The following is a 17,260-nucleotide window of genomic DNA, read 5'->3' as shown; positions in this document are numbered from 1 at the left end:
TTCCTGGTGGGGAGTGCCGGGGCAGGGGCTTTTCATGTTTCAGCCGTTTTAGATAGGCTCTGCCCACATGTCGTATTCGTCGGCATCCACGACACGGCAACGCACTTTGTCGCCTGGCTTGAAGCCATGGTCACCGTCGATGAACACGCTGCCGTCGATTTCCGGGGCATCGAAGAAGCTGCGGCCAACCGAACCCTGCTCCTCGACTTCGTCGATCAGCACCTCGATTTCCTTGCCGATGCGCAGTTGCAGGCGGGCGGTGCTGATGGCTTGTTGGTGGGCCATGAAGCGGTCCCAGCGCTCTTGCTTGATGTCGTCCGGCACTTCTTCCAGGCCCAGGTCGTTGGCCGGGGCGCCTTCCACCGGTGAGTACTGGAAGCAGCCAACGCGGTCGAGCTGGGCCTCGGTCAGCCAGTCCAGCAGGTACTGGAAGTCTTCCTCGGTCTCGCCCGGGAAGCCGACGATGAAGGTAGAGCGGATCACCAGCTCAGGGCACTGCTCGCGCCAGTTCTTGATGCGCGCCAGGGTGCGGTCTTCGAAGGCCGGGCGCTTCATCGACTTGAGCACTTTCGGGCTGGCGTGCTGGAACGGGATGTCCAGATACGGCAGGATCTTGCCGGCGGCCATCAGCGGGATCACGTCGTCCACGTTCGGGTATGGGTACACGTAGTGCAGACGGACCCAGGCGCCCAGGCTGCTCAGCGCTTCGCACAGCTCGAGCATGCGGGTCTTGACCGGGCGGCCATTCCAGAAGTCGGTCTTGTACTTGACGTCGACGCCGTAGGCGCTGGTGTCCTGGGAAATCACCAGGATCTCCTTCACGCCAGCCTTCACCAGGCGCTCGGCCTCGCTCAGCACTTCGCCCACCGGGCGGCTGACCAGCTTGCCGCGCATCGACGGGATGATGCAGAAACTGCAGCTGTGGTTGCAGCCTTCGGAAATTTTCAGGTACGCATAGTGGCGCGGGGTCAGCTTGACACCCTGTGGCGGCACCAGGTCGATCAGTGGGTTGTGGTCCTGACGCGGCGGCACCACTTCGTGCACGGCGTTGACTACCTGCTCGTACTGCTGCGGGCCGGTGACCGACAGCACGCTCGGGTGCACGTCGCGGATGCTGCCTTCTTCTACGCCCATGCAGCCGGTAACGATGACCTTGCCGTTTTCCTTGATCGCTTCGCCGATCACTTCCAGCGACTCGGCCTTGGCGCTGTCGATGAAGCCGCAGGTGTTGACCACCACAACGTCGGCGTCCTCGTAGGTGGGCACGACTTCATAGCCTTCCATGCGCAGCTGGGTCAGGATGCGCTCGGAATCGACCAGGGCTTTTGGGCAACCCAGGCTTACGAAACCTACCTTGGGGGTGGCGGGCGTGGTGGACATGACTAACCTCGGTATTGAATGCAGGTCGCCCGGCCGGAATCGCGGGCGATCTTGACGGGCGCTTTGGGCGCCTCTGATCAAAAAGTGCGCAATTCTAGCGAGCGCAAGAGCGCTTGACCAGCAGAAATACGACGAACGCTGCGCTATGCTTCGCGCCGTTGCGCCAGCGTACCTTCATGGGCCTGGTAGCAGAGTGATTACCAAGGGCCGTGATGGCCGTGTGCGGGAGTGGTCGATGGTTCAGGCAAGCAGTCACGCTGAGGGCGGGCACGAGGGCAAGCAGGGGGCAGCCCGGTCGCTGGGCCTGCTCGTGGCGGCGGTCGGGGTGGTTTATGGCGATATCGGCACCAGCCCGTTGTATACCCTCAAGGAAGTTTTTACCGGCGGTTATGGGGTGCCGGTCAACCATGATGGTGTGTTGGGGATCCTGTCGCTGATCCTGTGGTCGCTGCTGTGGGTGGTTTCGTTCAAGTACGTGATGTTCATCCTGCGCGCCGACAACCAGGGCGAGGGCGGCACCATGGCCCTGACCGCGCTGGCGCGACGGGCCACGGCGGCCTATCCGCGGCTGCGCACGCTGATGGTGATTTGCGGGTTGATCGGCGCTTCGTTGTTTTATGGCGACAGCATGATCACCCCGGCAGTATCGGTGCTGTCGGCAGTGGAGGGCATGGGCCTGGCGTTTGACGGTATCGACCATTGGGTAGTGCCGATTTCGCTGGTGGTACTGGTGGCACTGTTCCTGGTGCAGAAGCACGGTACCGAGACGATCGGCAAACTGTTCGGCCCGATCATGGTCACCTGGTTCGTGGTGCTGGGCGCGCTCGGTGTGCATGGCATCTCGCAGAGCCCGGAAGTGCTCAAGGCCTTCAACCCAGGCTGGGCGGTGAACTTCTTCGTGGTGCACCCCGGCATGGGCGTGGCCATTCTCGGCGCGGTGGTGCTGGCGCTGACCGGTGCCGAGGCGCTGTACGCCGACATGGGGCATTTTGGCCGCAAGCCGATCGCCCGGGCCTGGTTCATCCTGGTGCTACCCGCGCTGGTGCTCAACTATTTCGGCCAGGGTGCACTGCTGCTGCAAAACCCGGAGGCAGCACGTAACCCCTTCTACCTGCTGGCACCGAGCTGGGCGCTGTTGCCGTTGGTCGGGTTGGCCACGATGGCCACGGTGATTGCCTCGCAGGCGGTCATTTCCGGGGCGTTTTCCCTGACTCGCCAGGCCATTCAGCTGGGTTACATCCCGCGCATGCAGATCCAGCACACCTCCAGCGACGAACAGGGGCAAATTTACATCGGCGCGGTGAACTGGACGCTGATGGTGGGTGTTGTGTTGCTGGTGATCGGCTTCGAGTCGTCAGGCGCTCTGGCTGCGGCCTACGGGGTGGCGGTGACCGGTACCATGCTGATGACCACCATCCTGGTGTCGGCGGTGATGCTGCTGCTGTGGAAGTGGCCGCCGGTGCTCGCCGTGCCGCTGCTGGTGGGCTTCCTGTTCGTCGACGGGCTGTTCTTCGCCGCCAACGTGCCGAAAATCGTCCAGGGCGGCGCCTTCCCGGTGTTGGCTGGCGGTGTACTGTTCCTGCTGATGAGCACCTGGAAGCGTGGCAAGCAGATTCTGGTGGAGCGCATCGACGAAGGCGCACTGCCGTTGCCGCTGTTCATCAGCAGTATCCGCATTCAGCCGCCGCACCGGGTTGAAGGCACGGCGGTATTCCTGACCGCACGTTCCGATGCCGTGCCGCATGCACTGTTGCACAACATGCTGCACAACCAGGTGCTGCACAGCCAGGTGGTGCTGTTGACCGTGGTCAGCGAAGACCAGCCACGGGTACCAGAGCATGAGCGTTTCGAGGTAGAGGCCTACGGCGACGGATTCTTCCGTGTGTTGCTGCACTTCGGTTTCATGGATGAGCCGGACGTGCCGGCGGCGTTGAAGCTGTGTCATCTGGATGACCTGGACTTCACGCCGATGCGCACCACCTACTTCCTCAGCCGCGAGACGGTGATCGCGTCGCGGCTGGAAGGGATGTCGCGCTGGCGAGGCAACCTGTTTGCGTTCCTGTTGAAGAATGCCAACGGCAACCTGCGCTTCTTCAACCTGCCACTCAACCGAGTGATCGAGCTGGGAACTCAGGTCGAGATCTGAATGCCAAGGGGCCGCAAAGCGGCCCCAATCATTGTCAGTTCTGCTCAGCCACGCTCGATTTGCCCTGGCGGGTCTCGATCTCGCCAATCAGGCGTTTGGCCAGCGCCGGGTAATTTTCGTCGAAGTGGTGCCCCCCTGGCAGTTTCAGGCGTTCACCTACTGCGGTCTTCTCCGTGCAGCCACTCTCGTCGGTTTCCTCGACGCCATACACACACACCACCTTGGATGCTGGCAGCTTGGCCATTTCCGGCCCGGTTGGCGCTTCCTGACCTTCCTTGCCCAGCCAGCCCTCGACCTCGATCTCGAAGCTGCCACTGCGGGCAAACGCCAGCAACATCACGGCATCGATGCGCTGTTGGTCTTCTGGTGGCAGGCGGTTGTAGATGGCTGGCAACACGTCAGCACCGAATGAATAACCCGTCAGCACGAAGCGCTTGGTACCCCATTTCTGCCGGTAGTGCTGCATCAGTTCGGACAGGTCGGCGGCGCTTTGCTCCGGAGTCTTGTGCTGCCAGTAGTAGCGCAGCGTGTCGATGCCCACCACCGGGTAGCCCAGCTTGGCCATTTCCCCGGCCACGTCGCGGTCGAGGTCGCGCCAGCCACCATCACCGGAGAGGAACAGGGTGACCGTGTCGGTGGTCTGCCCAGCCGGTACCTCGACCACCGGGATGGCCAGGGCATTGCCGTCGTGGCCGACCAGGGCTTGGGTCAGTTGCGCCTTGAGCACTTGTGGCAGGTGGATGTCGTAGTCGCTGATGCTGGTTTCGGCATTGGCCTGGTCGCGCACGAAGGCGGCGCTGGCGTCATCCGGGTTGTCGTTCCAGGCGACACTCCAGTGGCCATGGGCAGCCGATTTAGGCAGCGGTGCCTGGCAGCCGGGTTGTTCGACGGTGAAGTCCACGGAAATTGCCCGGGCCTTGTCATCGTTCTGGCTGGCCAGCCAGCGCCAGGCCTGGGCGGCGCCAGGGCCGATACCGGCTACCAGCGTCGGTTTTTCTGGTAGCGCGGCAAGGGCCTGATCCATGACCTGTTGCTGCTTGCTGCAGTCGTTAGGCGGCAAGATCACCTGCACCAGCTGGGCTTCGCCGGCTTGGCTCAGGTCCAGCAGTTGCTTGTCTGTCAGTGCCTGATCCTGTGGCACGCCGATGGCCACCCGGGCCTTGGGGTGCACGCCTGGGGTAGCCCGGGTGATGCTGGTGTCATTGATGCTCAATTGCTCAAGGCGCGCCTCGGGGGCCGGGCGCGTCCACAGCCAGAACGCCAGCGCACCACCCAGGGCGGCCAGCAGCAAGGGAACCAGCAGGTACAGCCAAAAGCGTCGGGTCATCAACGTTTCACCAATCCAGTCAGGCCGCCTGCGATCAGGGCGGCGGTGTCGGCCAGTGCCACCAGCGGGTCGAGCCCGGCCGGCACGGCCATGTAGCGGGGTTCCCAATCCGGTTGGAATTTGTCCTTGAAGCGGCGAAGCCCCTGGAAGTTGTAAAGCTGCTCGCCACGGCGGAACACCATTGAGCCCAAACGCTGGGTCAAAGGCGCGCCACGCCGTGGTTGCAGGCCGGACAGCGGTACCATGCCCAGGCTGAAACGCCCGTAGTCATGGCTTTTGTAATGCAGGATCAAGCCAATCATCATGAATTCCATGGTCAGCTTTGGCGCCTCGGGGTGCGCACGCATCAGGTCGAGGCTGGCCAGTTCGTTGCCATGGGTTTCCAGCAGGTTGGCGAAAGCCACCGGGCGCCCCTGGAAGCGGATCAGTGCTATGCGGAAATGCTGCAGGTAGTCCGGGCTGAAGCGCCCCAGCGAGAAGCCTTTCTCGCGCACGTTCTTGCCGCCGAGCCAGGCATCGGAAATTTCCTTCAACTCAGCCAGCGGGGCGTGGCCGGGTTCATGGATTTCCAGGGTCAAGCCATCGCGCCCGCCGCGGTTCCAGGTGTAGCGCAGGTCTTTCATCTCCTTGCCCTTGGCTTCAAGGTCGAAGCGGCGCAAGTCGACCCGGGCTTCCTCGCCCAACTTCAGGGCGGTCAGGCCGATGTCCATGTAGAACGGCAGGTTTTCCGCACGTACCTGGTAGAACACCGGCCGGGCGTGGTGCAGGTCGCACAGGTCGCGGAACTGCCAGATCATCTCGGCGCGTTCCTGAGCCGGGCCGATCGGGTCGTACAGCGCCACCAGGCTGCGGCCGCGCCGGGCGTACATGAGGAATGCATTGTCACGCGGGTGGAACAGCAATGCCTTGTCGCCGGTCAGTGCCAGGCCGCCGTCGGGCTGATCGGAGGCCAGCAGGATACGGTTGGCGCGTTGCAGCTCTTCTTCATCGGGCAGGTGGATCACTGGCGGCGCGGTGCGCAGCAGCCAAGTCAGCGCCACGGCAGCCAGCAGCAATGCACTGCCCATGGCGGCGCGCAGGCCCCGCGGGGCGTCGGCATCGAGGGTGAACTGCCACCACAGCTGATGGCTGTAGGGCACATCCTGGTAGGCGAACAGCAGCAGCCACACCGATGCACCTACCGCACAGGCGCTGGCCACCAGGAACACCGGCGAGAAGGGGAGTTCCAGCAGACGGCTGGGGCGGTAGAACGAGCGACGGAACAGGGCGAGCAGGGTGGCGGTGAAGGTCAGCAGGCTGGCCTCTTCCCAATCAAAGCCCTTCAGCAGTGACAGCAGGGCGCCGACCAGCAACAGCACGGTGGTCAGCAGCCAGGCGGCGGACAGGCGCCTGCGCAAGCCCTGTGCCAGCAGCAGGCACAGCACGCCGATCAGGCTGGCGCCGAAATGCGAGGCATCGATCAGCCGGTGCGGGACCAAAAAGCCCATGTGCTCCAGGCGCGTGTCGATCTCGGTGTGGCACCCGAAAACAGCAGCACCACGCCAGACAGGAACACCAGGATCGACAGGATCGGTGCGGCCAGCCCCGAGGCGGCCTTGATGGCCTGTTGCGCGAACAGCAGGCGTCGGGCTTCATTGGCCAACAGCAGCACACAGGCCAGCAGCAGTGGCAGGACCACATAGATCAGCCGGTACAGCAGCAGGGCAGCCGCCAGCGGTGCGGCACCGAGCTGGTCGGCAAAGGCCGCCAACAAAATCGCTTCGAACACCCCGACGCCGCCCGGTACGTGGCTGAGCACACCCGCAGCCAGGGCCAGCAGGTACACCAGCACGAATGCGCCGAAAGGGGGCGCTTCGGGCAGCAGCAGGTACAGCACGGTGGCGGCCGCCGCCACATCCAGCGCGGTGATCAGCAGTTGCAGGGCGGCCAGGCGAGCATCAGGCAGGCGAAGTGTACGCCGGCCCAGTTGAACGAGCAGGTTGTTGGCCAGCGGTTGCTCGGCCAGCCGTCGACGGTATAAGCCAATGACCAGTAAGACGGACGCTATCAGCACCGCGCTGGCGATACCTGCCAGCAGCCCGGGCGCCAACCCCAGTGCAGTCGAAGCCGCCGGCAGGTTGCTCAAGGTCGCCAAAGCGGCCAAGGGCGGCAGCGCGCAGCCCAGTGACAGGCTGGCAAACACGGTCATGCGGGCGACTTCGCCAGCACCAAGCCCCTGGCGTGCATACAGGCGGTAGCGAACCGAGCCGCCGGATAACATCGACAGGCCGATGGCGTTACCGATGGCAAAGGCGCTGAAACCGCCCAGTACCAGGCTGCGTGCTGGCAGCTTCACGCCGGCATATCGGCTGGCCGACCACTCGTAGCCCAGCAGAATCACGAAGCCGACAACCGTTGCCAGCAAGGCACCCAGCAAAGACTGGGTTGGCACGCTGAGCATGGCATCGTGCAAGGCATAGATGTCCAGCTCGCTGAGCAAGTGGCGGCAGGCGATCAAGGCCATGGTGAACAGCAACAGGGTCACGACCAGGCCAATGGGCTGGCGGTAGCGACTCAGGCGCTCAAGCAAAGGCAGACGCTGCACGGCACCGGGCAGCGCCGAGGCGAGCGGCACCGGAGGTTCGGGATTGTGCGAAGTCATGAACAACCCCGGGCGAGTTGCGCGAGGTAAAGGAAAGGTGCGGCCAAGTGGAAGTCCCTTAGGAAAACGTATCCAATGTTACTCCGGCCTCATGCGCTTTCAGCGGCCTGGCAGGGTTAAAGATAGTTCATCCTGGGCACAACGCATCAAGCCTGCGGGTTGGCTTGAAGGGAGGGGGAAACGAGGCGACGAATAACAGGGAGGCATAAAGCAACAAACCCCGCGCTGCTGTTACACAGGCGGGGTTTGTTCTGACGAATATGGTTGCGGGAGCCGGATTTGAACCGACGACCTTCGGGTTATGAGCCCGACGAGCTACCAGGCTGCTCCATCCCGCGTCAGAGGTGCGCATTCTACAGCTTGCTGGTTGGGTGTCAAGCGCCAAGCGTTGATTTTACGAAGTTTTTCGCAAACACTTTTTCGCGGACAAAGAAAAAGGCCACTGTGTAAACAGTGGCCTTTTCTTGAATCTGGTTGCGGGAGCCGGATTTGAACCGACGACCTTCGGGTTATGAGCCCGACGAGCTACCAGGCTGCTCCATCCCGCGTCAGTGGGGCGGATTCTACAGCTTGTGGGGGTATGTCAAGCGCTAAGCTTTGATTTCTCGAGATTTTTTCGAAAACGCTTTTCAGCGGGCAAAGAAAAAGGCCACTGCGTTAACAGTGGCCTTTTCTCGAATCTGGTTGCGGGAGCCGGATTTGAACCGACGACCTTCGGGTTATGAGCCCGACGAGCTACCAGGCTGCTCCATCCCGCGCCTGTGAGATCGAATTCTACGGATTTACTTCCTGGTGTCAAGCAATTGTTTTGGAAAAAGCTTTTTTGTTCAAACCCTTAGCGCTTGAGAACAGTATTCGGCACAGGCGCGGCGGGGCTTTCAGGCCGATTATCGTGTGGCGATGCGGGTGAGCTGTTTCAGTGCAGGGTGCATGCGATACTATCTGTATGAATTTACAGTGCTGACGGTCGTCCATGTCCTTGCGCAAGATCATCCACGTCGACTGCGATTGCTTCTACGCCGCGATCGAAATGCGTGACGACCCGCGCCTGGCCGGGCGGCCCATGGCGGTGGGGGCTCGCCCGATCATCGTGGGGTAATTGCCACCTGCAATTATGAAGCGCGTGCCTATGGGTACGCTCGGCCATGTCGTCGCGGCATGCGCTGAAGCTGTGCCCCGATCTGTTGATCGTAAAGCCGCGCTTTGAAGCCTACCGTGAGGCCTCGCGGGAAATTCACAGCATTTTTCGCGACTACACAGAGCTGATCGAGCCTTTGTCGCTGGACGAAGCTTACCTGGATGTAAGCGACAGCCAGTGGTATTCGGGCAGTGCCACGCGCATCGCCGAGGACATTCGCCGGCGTGTTGCCCGCACCCTGCATATCACCGTGTCGGCGGGGGTGGCGCCGAACAAGTTTCTGGCCAAGATCGCCAGTGACTGGCGTAAGCCCAATGGGTTGTTCGTGATTACCCCGGCTGAAGTGGAGGCGTTCGTTGCAGCCTTGCCGGTGGCCAGGTTGCATGGGGTGGGCAAGGTGACGGCCGACAAGCTGACGCGACTGGGTATCGAAACCTGTCTGGAGTTGCGTGAGTGGTCACGGCTAGCGCTGGTGCGCGAGTTTGGCAGTTTTGGTGAGCGATTGTGGGGGCTGGCGCGGGGTATCGATGAGCGTGCGGTACACAACGACAGCCGACGCCAGTCGGTCAGCGTGGAAAACACCTACGACACCGACCTTCCAGACCTGGCCAGTTGTCTGGCGCGGCTGCCAGAGCTGCTGGATAGCCTGAACGAACGTATTGCCCGCATGGACAACAGTTACCGGCCGGACAAACCGTTCGTTAAGGTCAAGTTTCATGACTTCAGCCAGACCACCATGGAACAGGCGGGGGCGGGCCGGGACCTGGAGAGTTATCGGCAGTTGCTGGGGCAGGCGTTCGCCCGAGGTAGCAAGCCGGTGCGCTTGCTAGGGGTAGGGGTGAGGTTGCGCGACTTGCGCGGGGCGCATGAACAGCTGGAGCTGTTCCCACCTAAATGAATGGGGCTGCAACGCAGCCCCATTTGTTATTGCACGCCTGGATCGGCCACCAACCGGCCGGTGGCCTTGGTCAGCGACTGCAGAAACTCCTGCTGCAGCTCTGGATCGTTGCGGGTCAGCTCGATCAGGCTCTGCTCCATTTCGCTGGCCTCCTCTTCAAGGCCCAGCTCGGACAGGCGCTTGACCCGATGTACCCACTGACCGACATCGTCATCTTCGAGGTCATCGAAGATCAGCTCATGAGCCTCGAGCAGCTTGTTGCGCAGGGTGGCACTGACCAGCAGGCTGGCATCACCTCGCACAGCATTGTCTTCGTCGAGTACCTGAAGGTGCAGGGTGCCGACGTGGTTGAGGTTCTGCTCGGAAAACGGGCTGTCGAGCAGGTTCAGGCGCAGTACGCCATTTCTGTCGGTGGTCAGCTCGTGGGTCATCTTGCCGGCCTTGACCTCGACCAGGCGTTCGCTCCAGGGCACGCTGGTAGATTCCTCGCGCTGGCTTTTCTGCACTTCGCTGATCCCCGCCAGGTTCTGCTGCGCACGGCCGTTGGAAGGCACGTTCATGAACGGGTTGAGCCCGTCCACGCCGTAGCTGAGCCAGTCGTGGGTGATGCTTTGCGGCAGATTGCCCAAGGTGAAGACATTGACCACGTTGGCGCCGACACCAGCCACCACGGCCACTGCACCCAGCGGGATCTCATAGATCTCCCGCCAGGGCTGGTAAGGCGTATAGCGGTCATAGCGACGGGTGACTTCGAACTCGGTGACCTCGAAGCGCTTCTGCTCATGCACGCGCACACGTCGCTGCGGGAGCTCCATCACCTTCGGCTCGCCGACATCGATCTGCAGGGTGTGCTCGAGCAGTTTGCGCTCGACGCGCTCCTCATGGTCGCTGCGCTGGGACATCTGATTGGCGCAACCGCTGACGAGCAGGGCGCCGCACAGTGCGGCGCCCCCCAGGGTAAAGGTACTTCGCTTGAACATGATCACTCGTGCATTGGTTATCAGCGGCGAACGCGGGCCTGCAGGAAGGTCAGCACTTCATTGAGCGGCAGCGCCTGGGCGTCCTGCTCGGTGCGGTGCTTGTACTCCAGGTTGCCGTCGGCCAGGCCGCGATCGCTGACGACGATGCGGTGCGGGATGCCGATCAGCTCCATGTCGGCAAACTTGATGCCTGGGCTGGTCTTCTTGTCGCGGTCGTCCAGCAGCACTTCGAAGCCTGCGGCGGTCAGTTCGGCGTAAAGCTTGTCGGTTGCCTCGCGGACCACGTCGGTTTCATAACGCAGGGGTACCAGGGCAATCTGGAATGGCGCCAGGGCGTCGTTCCAGATGATGCCCTTGTCGTCATAGCTCTGCTCGATGGCAGCTGCGACCACACGGGACACACCGATGCCGTAGCAACCCATCGACAGAACGACCGGTTTGCCGTTCTCGCCCAGTACCTGGCACTTCAGTGCTTCGCTGTACTTGGTGCCGAGCTGGAAGATGTGGCCCACTTCGATACCGCGCTTGATCACCAGGGTACCCTGGCCGTCCGGGCTCGGGTCGCCTTCAACCACGTTACGCAGGTCGGCGACCTGTGGAACCGGCAGGTCACGCTCCCAGTTCACGCCGAAGTAGTGTTTGTCGTCGATGTTGGCGCCAATGCCGAAGTCGCTCATCAGTGCAACCGAACGGTCGATCACCACTTCCAGCGGCAGGTTCAGCGGGCCGAGCGAGCCGGCGCCGGCACCGATGGCGTCGCGCAGTTCGGCGTCGGTGGCCATGACCAGCGGGTCGGCAACCTGCTCCAGCTTGGCGGCCTTGATTTCGTTCAGCTCGTGGTCGCCACGTACCACCAGGGCCACCAGCTTGCCTTCCTCGGCGCCGCGTACGATCAAGGTCTTGACGGTTTTCTCGATCGCCAGGCCGTGGTTTTCCACCAGTTGGGCGATGGTCTTGGCGTCTGGAGTGTCGACCAGGCGCAGTTCCTCGGTAGGGGCTGGGCGCACGGTTTCACGTGGGATGGCCTCGGCCTTTTCGATGTTGGCGGCGTAATCGGAGCTGTCGCTGAAGATCACGTCGTCTTCGCCAGACTCGGCCAGCACGTGGAACTCGTGCGAGTAGCTGCCGCCGATCGAGCCGGTGTCGGCCTGTACAGGCCGGAAGTCCAAGCCCAGGCGGGTGAACACGTTGCTGTACGCCTGGTGCATGCGGTCGTAGGTTTCCTGCAGGGAAGCCTGGTCGGCATGGAACGAGTAGGCGTCCTTCATGATGAATTCACGGCCACGCATCAAGCCGAAGCGTGGGCGGATCTCGTCACGGAACTTGGTCTGGATCTGGTACATGTTGAGCGGCAGCTGTTTATAGCTGGACAGCTCGTTACGGGCCAGATCGGTGATCACTTCTTCGTGGGTAGGGCCGACGCAGAAGTCGCGCTGGTGGCGATCCTTCAGGCGCAGCAGCTCAGGGCCATACTGCTCCCAGCGACCGGATTCCTGCCACAGTTCGGCGGGCTGGATGCTCGGCATCAGCACTTCCAGGGCGCCGGCGGCGTTCATTTCCTCACGCACCACGGCCTCGACCTTGCGCATTACCCGCAGGCCCATCGGCAGCCAGGTGTACAGGCCGGAGGCCAGTTTGCGGATCATGCCGGCACGCAGCATGAGCTGATGGCTGATGACCACTGCGTCGGCAGGGGTTTCTTTCTGGGTGGCGAGCAAATATTGACTGGTGCGCATGGTTAGCCGTGTCGATTGCCTAAGACGTTGAAATAGCCCCGCATTGTACGGGGGTGAAACGAAGGCGTACAGGATGCCCCAGGGCGTGGCACTTGTCAGCCAAGAAAAAGCCCGGCGTGATCGCCGGGCTTTTTCAAGTGCGGGGCACTGCAAGCCAGGCTTACAGGATGCTCAGCGGGTACTCCACGATCAGACGCAGTTCGTCGATCGATGGGGAGCCGTAGTACACGCCATCGCCCGAACGGTAGGTGGCCTGACGTACGCGGAAGCTCAGGTCCTTGGCCGGGCCGCTTTGCATCACGTACTTGACGTCGATGTCGCGTTCCCATTCCTTACCGTCGTCGGTGGTGCGGGTGGAGGCACCGGTACCGCGCACGTAACGGGTCATGAAGGTCAGGCCTGGTACGCCGAACTCGGCGAAGTTCAGGTCATAGCGCGCTTGCCAGGATTTTTCGTCTTCGGCGTTGAAGTCGGAACGGGCAACCGAGTTGGCCAGGAAGATCGTGCCGCCACCGTCCACGCCGTAGGCATAGTCACCGTCGCCGCTGACTTTCTGGTAGGCCAGGGTGAAGGTGTGTGCGCCAATGTTGTAGGCGGCCGAGAGGCTGGCTGCAATGTTGTCCAGTTCGTTGCTGCCGTCGGACTTGCTGACGAATGCGCCGGTCAGGTTGTCGCCGATCGACTTGGTGTCGTAAATGTTGAAGTCGAACACCAGGCCTTGCTTGTCGCTGATCGGCAGCGCCCAGTTGATGTTACCGTACCACTTGCGGAAGTGGTCTTCGACACGCGAGTAGTAAACGCTGGTGCTGAGGTTTTCGGTGATGGCGTAGGTGCCACCAAAGACGTTGGCCTCGGTCAGGTTCAGGCTGTCGTGGTAAGTCTGAGCCTGTGCGTTCAGCGCGGTGAAGTGACCGGCATGCAGGGTCAGGCCATCGATTTCGTTGCTGGTGATCAGGCCGCCTTCGGCAACTTCCGGCAGCAGTCGGCTGTCGTCGGTAGCCAGTACTGGCAGTGCGGTGAACTGGTCGCCGAACTTCAGCACGGTGTTGGAAATGCGCATTTTCACTGCGCCGCCGCCTTCGGAGTAGTCATCCTGCGAGCGACCGTCGGAGCCTTCCGGGAACAGGCCGGTGCCGGCACGGCCTTTGCCGCTGTCCAGCTTGATGCCGAGCATGCCGATGGCGTCGACGCCGAAGCCGACGGTACCTTGGGTGAAGCCCGACTCGAAGGTGCCGAGGAAGCCGAGGCCGGTTTCTTCAACGCGGCTCTGGGAGCCAGACGGGACGTTGCGGAAGTCTCGGCTGAAGTACAGCATGCGGGTTTTGACGTTCAGCTTGCTGTCTTCAATGAAACCTTTGGACTCGTCTTGTGCCGAGGCCATTGCCAACTGCGAGGTCCCTGCCGCAACGGCCAGGGCGATCATGCTCCACTTCATCACGCGCATCGTGATTTGCTCCTTTGGTTTTTAGGAAGAGTACCGCTGCGTCCATGTGTTTTAGTTATATGGGGCAGCTCTTTCTTTTTATGTCGGCGAAAATGTATAGCACGCTGACTGTTGTTGGCGATATGGCTATAAGCACTCTTTGCGGAACTTTTTCGCCATGTCGCTTTTAGATATTTCCATGTCGCAAATCACGCCCCGGTTTAAGGGCCGTACAACGCCAGCGCTGTTCCTGTCACCGTAACAAATCGGTAACTACCGATTCTGGTTGAGGAAACTCCCTGGTAACCAATGCCGCTGTTGTTATTTGTCGCGTACACCTGCCGTTGCAGATGTCGTGCCGACTTGGCGTGAAGTGAATGCAACAAGCGTGCTCAAAATTCACAACACTTCATGAAATTTTCACAAAACCTGCTACCGAGGGTCGGAAAGTGCCGTAAATACGGGCCGAAGGCGGGTTGATGAGATATTGGAGTCGAGAATCATTAAAATTTAAAAAGCTGTCATGAAAGTCAATGTGTTACCGCAACTTGTTCATCCAGAGTCGTTTGTGGGGTGGCAAGTGTGGGAAGGGCGGACAGGCGGCCTCATTTTGGTGCGAAAAGTAGCGCTGTGTTACCGGGAATGTGCAAGGTATCCTTGCAGGCCTGTTTTCCGCTCGATGCGGGATGGTTTTGCCTGAAGGAGATATGCCGTGTTCGTCCTCGATTCACGTTTGCAGCAGGATTCCCTGGTGCTGGGGGAGTTTGCGCTGTGCCAGTTGCTGCTGAGCAAGGATGCCAATTACCCATGGTTCATCCTGGTGCCCAAGCGCGCCGGCATCAGCGAACTGTTCGAGCTGGATGCGGCAGAGCAGCAACAGTTGTGGCAGGAAACCACCGTGTTGGCCGAAGCGCTGAAGACCAGCTACGGCGCTGACAAGATGAACGTGGCAACGTTGGGCAATGTGGTCAGCCAGCTGCATATGCATGTGATCGTGCGCCGGCGCGACGATGCTGCCTGGCCGGCCCCGGTTTGGGGCAAGTGCCCGTCGGTGGCGTACACCGATGATCAGCTGCAAGCCGTTCGCCAGCGCCTGCGCGGGCTGCAATTGGCTGGTTACCAGGAGGCCTGAAATGACACTGGAAATGCGTATGGTGGAACTGGAAACCCGTCAGGCGTTTCAGGATGACACTATTCAGGCACTGAATGACGTGGTCGTCGAGCAAGGGCGGGTGATTGACCGGCTGCAATTGCAGATGGCCGAGCTGATCAAGCGTCATGAAGAGATGGTTGGCCAGTACGGCAGCGAAGGGGAAGAGGCGCCGCCGCCGCATTACTGACTACTGCTTGGGCATGCTCTCCGTGAGAGCGGGCAAGCCCGCGCTCACGGAGAAGGCGGCGTCAGCGTCGGGTTACTGCAACCACGTCTTCGGCCTGCAGGCCCTTGTCGCGGTGCATCACCGAAAACTCCACACGCTGGCCTTCGACCAGGATGCGGTGGCCCTCACCGCGAATGGCGCGAAAGTGCACGAAGATGTCATCACCCGAATCGCGGGAGATGAAACCGAAGCCTTTCGACGTGTTGAACCACTTGACGGTGCCGGTATCACGGCTGCCGACATCTTGTGCCGCGTGTTGGCTGCTGCGCGCTTTACGCGGGGTGCGGGCAAAGCCCACGGCCAGGTGCAGGGCTACGGCCAGCACCGCACAGACCAGGGCAGCCAGGTTGCCCATTTCCGGGCGAGCCAGCAACGTCAGGGTCTGCAGTACCACGGCTACCACCAGCAGGGCGCAGGCTAGATGCTGCAGCTGTTGTCGCGCGCCGCGGTAGTACAGTGGCACGACCGGGGCCAGTACCAGGTTGAGCAGGCCGAGCAGCGCCAGGTAGACCGCGTCGGGTTGCTGCAGGAAGGGTGTCGCATCGGTTTTCAGGCTGGGTATGAGCGATAGCAGCAAAGCTGCCACGCCCGTCACCAGATGGACGATCTTGAACATGGGGTTGGCTCACAGTTGATAAGGCCGATCACAGGAAGAGCTGGTAGCACGGTGCGCATGAGGTGTAGAGCGCGAACACGTGACAGGCCAGCCTATGCACCCGGCAATGACAGTCCGCACGGGTGGCACCGTGCCTATTTAACAGTAAAGCCGCAGCCTACTCAAACCGCAGGCCGCCCGGCGGGCGATGTGTTGCGCCATGTCACATGCGGCATGCGCCAAGTGTTGCTACAGTGGTCGGCGCCCGCTTGAGTCTCAAGCCTTATGGAAAGGGGAACTTCATGGCAATCGATATCGGTATCAGTGAAGAAGATCGCAAGTCCATCGTCGATGGGCTGTCCCGTCTGTTGTCGGATACCTATGTGCTGTATCTGAAAACCCATAACTTTCACTGGAACGTCACCGGTCCGTCGTTCCGCACCCTGCATTTGATGTTCGAAGAGCAGTACAACGAACTGGCGCTGGCAGTCGATTCGATCGCCGAGCGCATCCGTGCCCTGGGCTTCCCGGCGCCGGGGTCGTATGCATTCTACGCGCGGCACTCGTCGATCAAGGAGGAGGAAGGCGTGCCCCCTGCGGACGAAATGATCCGTCAGCTGGTGCAGGGTCAGGAGGCCGTGGTGCGTACTGCGCGCAGTATTTTCCCGGTGGTGGACAAAGTCAGTGACGAGCCGACCGCCGACTTGCTGACCCAGCGCATGCAAGTGCACGAGAAAACCGCCTGGATGCTGCGGGTGCTGCTCGACGGCAAGTAACGGCCATCGTGCAAAAGCCCTGGTCGGCATGCCCGGCCGGGGTCTAGAGGTTGTGCAGGAAGATTTTGCCGCTGCTTTAAGCTCGCGCATCAGCGCTTCATAGGTCGCCTGGTACCTGTGACGAGGAAGTGTGGCGCATGATGCAAGCGAGCAAACGTAGTATTGGCCAGGGGAGTTGGCCCGCAAAACAATGCATCGATCCGTTCAAGGCGGATTTCGACATGTTGCAGGCCCAGCCGGTGTCGCGCTCGGTGCGGCTCAACGGCTTTTCCACGTGTCTGCGCCTGGAGGCCGTCTACTGGGGTATCCTGGAGCGCATCGCCGCTGCCAACCGCTGCTCGGTCAGTGCCGTGTTGTCCTACGTGGACCGCGAAGTGCACCTGCGCCAGGGTGGGGTGCGCAACTTCAGCGGGCTGATCCGGGTCATCTGCGTGGCGTGGCTTCTGAACCCGCCAAGTGCGCGCTGATCGCCTGGCGGGCTGCGCAGTGCTTGCTAACCATATATAATCCCGCTTTTTGCTGCCCCGGCAGCCAGCGTTGTGGTTGACGAGAGACACCCATGCCCCTTTATGACTATCAATGTGCGTCCTGCGAGCACCGCATGGAAGTGCTGCAGAAGATCAGCGCCGCGCCGCTGGTCGATTGCCCGGCCTGCCAGGCGCCGGCACTGAAAAAGCTGCTGTCGGTGCCAGGCTTCCGCCTGAGCGGTAATGGTTGGTACGAAACCGACTTCAAGACCGGGGCGAAAAAGAATCTGGCAGGCGGCGACAAGGCCGACTGAGTTGAATGCTGTGACCGGGTCTTGCAGTATTAGCCCTCCGGGCGGCCAAGGCCTCCACCG

12 protein-coding genes, 3 tRNA genes and 2 pseudogenes are annotated in these 17,260 nt (G+C 61.5%); 7 read left to right on the top strand and 10 right to left on the bottom strand.

Annotation, left to right across the window (positions count from 1 at the left end; all coding sequences use genetic code 11):
* Positions 1-48: 48 nt before the first annotated feature.
* Positions 49-1,380, bottom strand: coding sequence for a 30S ribosomal protein S12 methylthiotransferase RimO (gene rimO / locus AB5975_03490; protein ID XDR20998.1), 1,332 nt, complete (start codon positions 1,378-1,380; stop codon positions 49-51).
* Between the two features lie 235 nt (positions 1,381-1,615).
* Between rimO and AB5975_03485 the strand changes: the two genes are divergently transcribed.
* Complete coding sequence (locus AB5975_03485) at positions 1,616-3,526, top strand: potassium transporter Kup (protein ID XDR20997.1); 1,911 nt, start codon at positions 1,616-1,618, stop codon at positions 3,524-3,526.
* Between the two features lie 34 nt (positions 3,527-3,560).
* Here AB5975_03485 and AB5975_03480 read toward each other — a convergent pair whose 3' ends face one another.
* The 5 genes and pseudogenes from AB5975_03480 to AB5975_03460 form a co-directional block, all read right to left on the bottom strand.
* Entirely contained in the window at positions 3,561-4,853 is a 1,293-nt protein-coding gene (locus AB5975_03480) for a virulence factor family protein (GenBank protein XDR20996.1), read from the bottom strand.
* Positions 4,853-7,494, bottom strand: a pseudogene (gene mprF / locus AB5975_03475) (bifunctional lysylphosphatidylglycerol flippase/synthetase MprF). The gene AB5975_03480 and the pseudogene mprF overlap by 1 nt, the downstream one beginning before the upstream one ends.
* 261 nt (positions 7,495-7,755) lie before the next feature.
* A tRNA-Met gene (locus AB5975_03470) sits at positions 7,756-7,832 on the bottom strand.
* Positions 7,833-7,965: 133 nt separating this feature from the next.
* A tRNA-Met gene (locus AB5975_03465) sits at positions 7,966-8,042 on the bottom strand.
* 133 nt (positions 8,043-8,175) lie between these two features.
* A tRNA-Met gene (locus tag AB5975_03460) sits at positions 8,176-8,252 on the bottom strand.
* A 221-nt stretch (positions 8,253-8,473) separates the two neighbouring features.
* On the opposite strand from AB5975_03460, the pseudogene dinB reads away from it, so the two are divergent.
* Positions 8,474-9,530: pseudogene (gene dinB / locus AB5975_03455) on the top strand (DNA polymerase IV).
* Between the two features lie 26 nt (positions 9,531-9,556).
* On the opposite strand, the gene AB5975_03450 reads toward dinB, so the two are convergent.
* The 3 genes from AB5975_03450 to AB5975_03440 all read right to left on the bottom strand — a co-directional run bounded on the left by AB5975_03450 (position 9,557) and on the right by AB5975_03440 (position 13,690).
* Positions 9,557-10,510: a hypothetical protein gene (locus tag AB5975_03450; GenBank protein ID XDR20995.1), complete on the bottom strand. Its 954-nt coding sequence runs from the start codon at positions 10,508-10,510 to the stop codon at positions 9,557-9,559.
* A 20-nt stretch (positions 10,511-10,530) separates the two neighbouring features.
* Positions 10,531-12,246, bottom strand: coding sequence for a proline--tRNA ligase (locus AB5975_03445; GenBank protein ID XDR20994.1), 1,716 nt, complete (start codon positions 12,244-12,246; stop codon positions 10,531-10,533).
* 160 nt (positions 12,247-12,406) lie between these two features.
* Complete coding sequence (locus AB5975_03440) at positions 12,407-13,690, bottom strand: OprD family porin (protein ID XDR20993.1); 1,284 nt, start codon at positions 13,688-13,690, stop codon at positions 12,407-12,409.
* Between the two features lie 691 nt (positions 13,691-14,381).
* Here AB5975_03440 and AB5975_03435 point away from each other — a divergent pair.
* Together AB5975_03435 and AB5975_03430 are read left to right on the top strand one after the other, a co-directional pair.
* Positions 14,382-14,801 carry an HIT family protein gene (locus AB5975_03435; protein ID XDR20992.1) on the top strand — a complete coding sequence of 140 codons (420 nt, stop codon included), beginning with the start codon at positions 14,382-14,384 and terminating at the stop codon, positions 14,799-14,801.
* Between the two features lies 1 nt (position 14,802).
* Positions 14,803-15,009 carry a SlyX family protein gene (locus AB5975_03430; protein ID XDR20991.1) on the top strand — a complete coding sequence of 69 codons (207 nt, stop codon included), beginning with the start codon at positions 14,803-14,805 and terminating at the stop codon, positions 15,007-15,009.
* 61 nt (positions 15,010-15,070) lie between these two features.
* Here AB5975_03430 and AB5975_03425 read toward each other — a convergent pair whose 3' ends face one another.
* The gene (locus AB5975_03425) at positions 15,071-15,664 is read right to left on the bottom strand and encodes a cold shock domain-containing protein membrane protein (protein XDR20990.1); all 594 of its coding nucleotides are present in this window, start codon (positions 15,662-15,664) and stop codon (positions 15,071-15,073) included.
* A gap of 281 nt (positions 15,665-15,945) precedes the next feature.
* Here AB5975_03425 and AB5975_03420 point away from each other — a divergent pair, with 281 nt between their 5' ends.
* From AB5975_03420 to AB5975_03410, 3 genes are all read left to right on the top strand, one after another.
* On the top strand, positions 15,946-16,419 hold the full coding sequence (locus AB5975_03420) for a Dps family protein (GenBank protein XDR20989.1): 474 nt from the start codon (positions 15,946-15,948) through the stop codon (positions 16,417-16,419).
* A 137-nt stretch (positions 16,420-16,556) separates the two neighbouring features.
* Positions 16,557-16,886: a ribbon-helix-helix domain-containing protein gene (locus AB5975_03415; GenBank protein ID XDR20988.1), complete on the top strand. Its 330-nt coding sequence runs from the start codon at positions 16,557-16,559 to the stop codon at positions 16,884-16,886.
* 92 nt (positions 16,887-16,978) lie between these two features.
* Positions 16,979-17,200, top strand: coding sequence for an FmdB family zinc ribbon protein (locus AB5975_03410; GenBank protein XDR20987.1), 222 nt, complete (start codon positions 16,979-16,981; stop codon positions 17,198-17,200).
* Positions 17,201-17,260: the final 60 nt, after the last annotated feature.

This window comes from Pseudomonas putida, assembly GCA_041071465.1.
Classification (GTDB): Bacteria; Pseudomonadota; Gammaproteobacteria; order Pseudomonadales; family Pseudomonadaceae; genus Aquipseudomonas; species Aquipseudomonas putida_P.
Note: the sequence above shows the minus strand (reverse complement) of the source record. Positions and strands in the feature narration are given on the sequence as shown.

Excerpts from the sequence above, each read along its gene's own strand:
- AB5975_03430 (XDR20991.1), top strand. The coding sequence starts at position 14,803 with ATGACACTGGAAATGCGTATGGTGGAACTGGAAACCCGTCAGGCGTTT.
- AB5975_03480 (XDR20996.1), bottom strand. The coding sequence starts at position 4,853 with ATGACCCGACGCTTTTGGCTGTACCTGCTGGTTCCCTTGCTGCTGGCC.
- AB5975_03445 (XDR20994.1), bottom strand. The coding sequence starts at position 12,246 with ATGCGCACCAGTCAATATTTGCTCGCCACCCAGAAAGAAACCCCTGCC.
- AB5975_03420 (XDR20989.1), top strand. The coding sequence starts at position 15,946 with ATGGCAATCGATATCGGTATCAGTGAAGAAGATCGCAAGTCCATCGTC.
- rimO (XDR20998.1), bottom strand. The coding sequence starts at position 1,380 with ATGTCCACCACGCCCGCCACCCCCAAGGTAGGTTTCGTAAGCCTGGGT.
- AB5975_03425 (XDR20990.1), bottom strand. The coding sequence starts at position 15,664 with ATGTTCAAGATCGTCCATCTGGTGACGGGCGTGGCAGCTTTGCTGCTA.
- AB5975_03415 (XDR20988.1), top strand. The coding sequence starts at position 16,557 with ATGATGCAAGCGAGCAAACGTAGTATTGGCCAGGGGAGTTGGCCCGCA.
- AB5975_03440 (XDR20993.1), bottom strand. The coding sequence starts at position 13,690 with ATGCGCGTGATGAAGTGGAGCATGATCGCCCTGGCCGTTGCGGCAGGG.
- AB5975_03410 (XDR20987.1), top strand. The coding sequence starts at position 16,979 with ATGCCCCTTTATGACTATCAATGTGCGTCCTGCGAGCACCGCATGGAA.
- AB5975_03450 (XDR20995.1), bottom strand. The coding sequence starts at position 10,510 with ATGTTCAAGCGAAGTACCTTTACCCTGGGGGGCGCCGCACTGTGCGGC.
- AB5975_03485 (XDR20997.1), top strand. The coding sequence starts at position 1,616 with ATGGTTCAGGCAAGCAGTCACGCTGAGGGCGGGCACGAGGGCAAGCAG.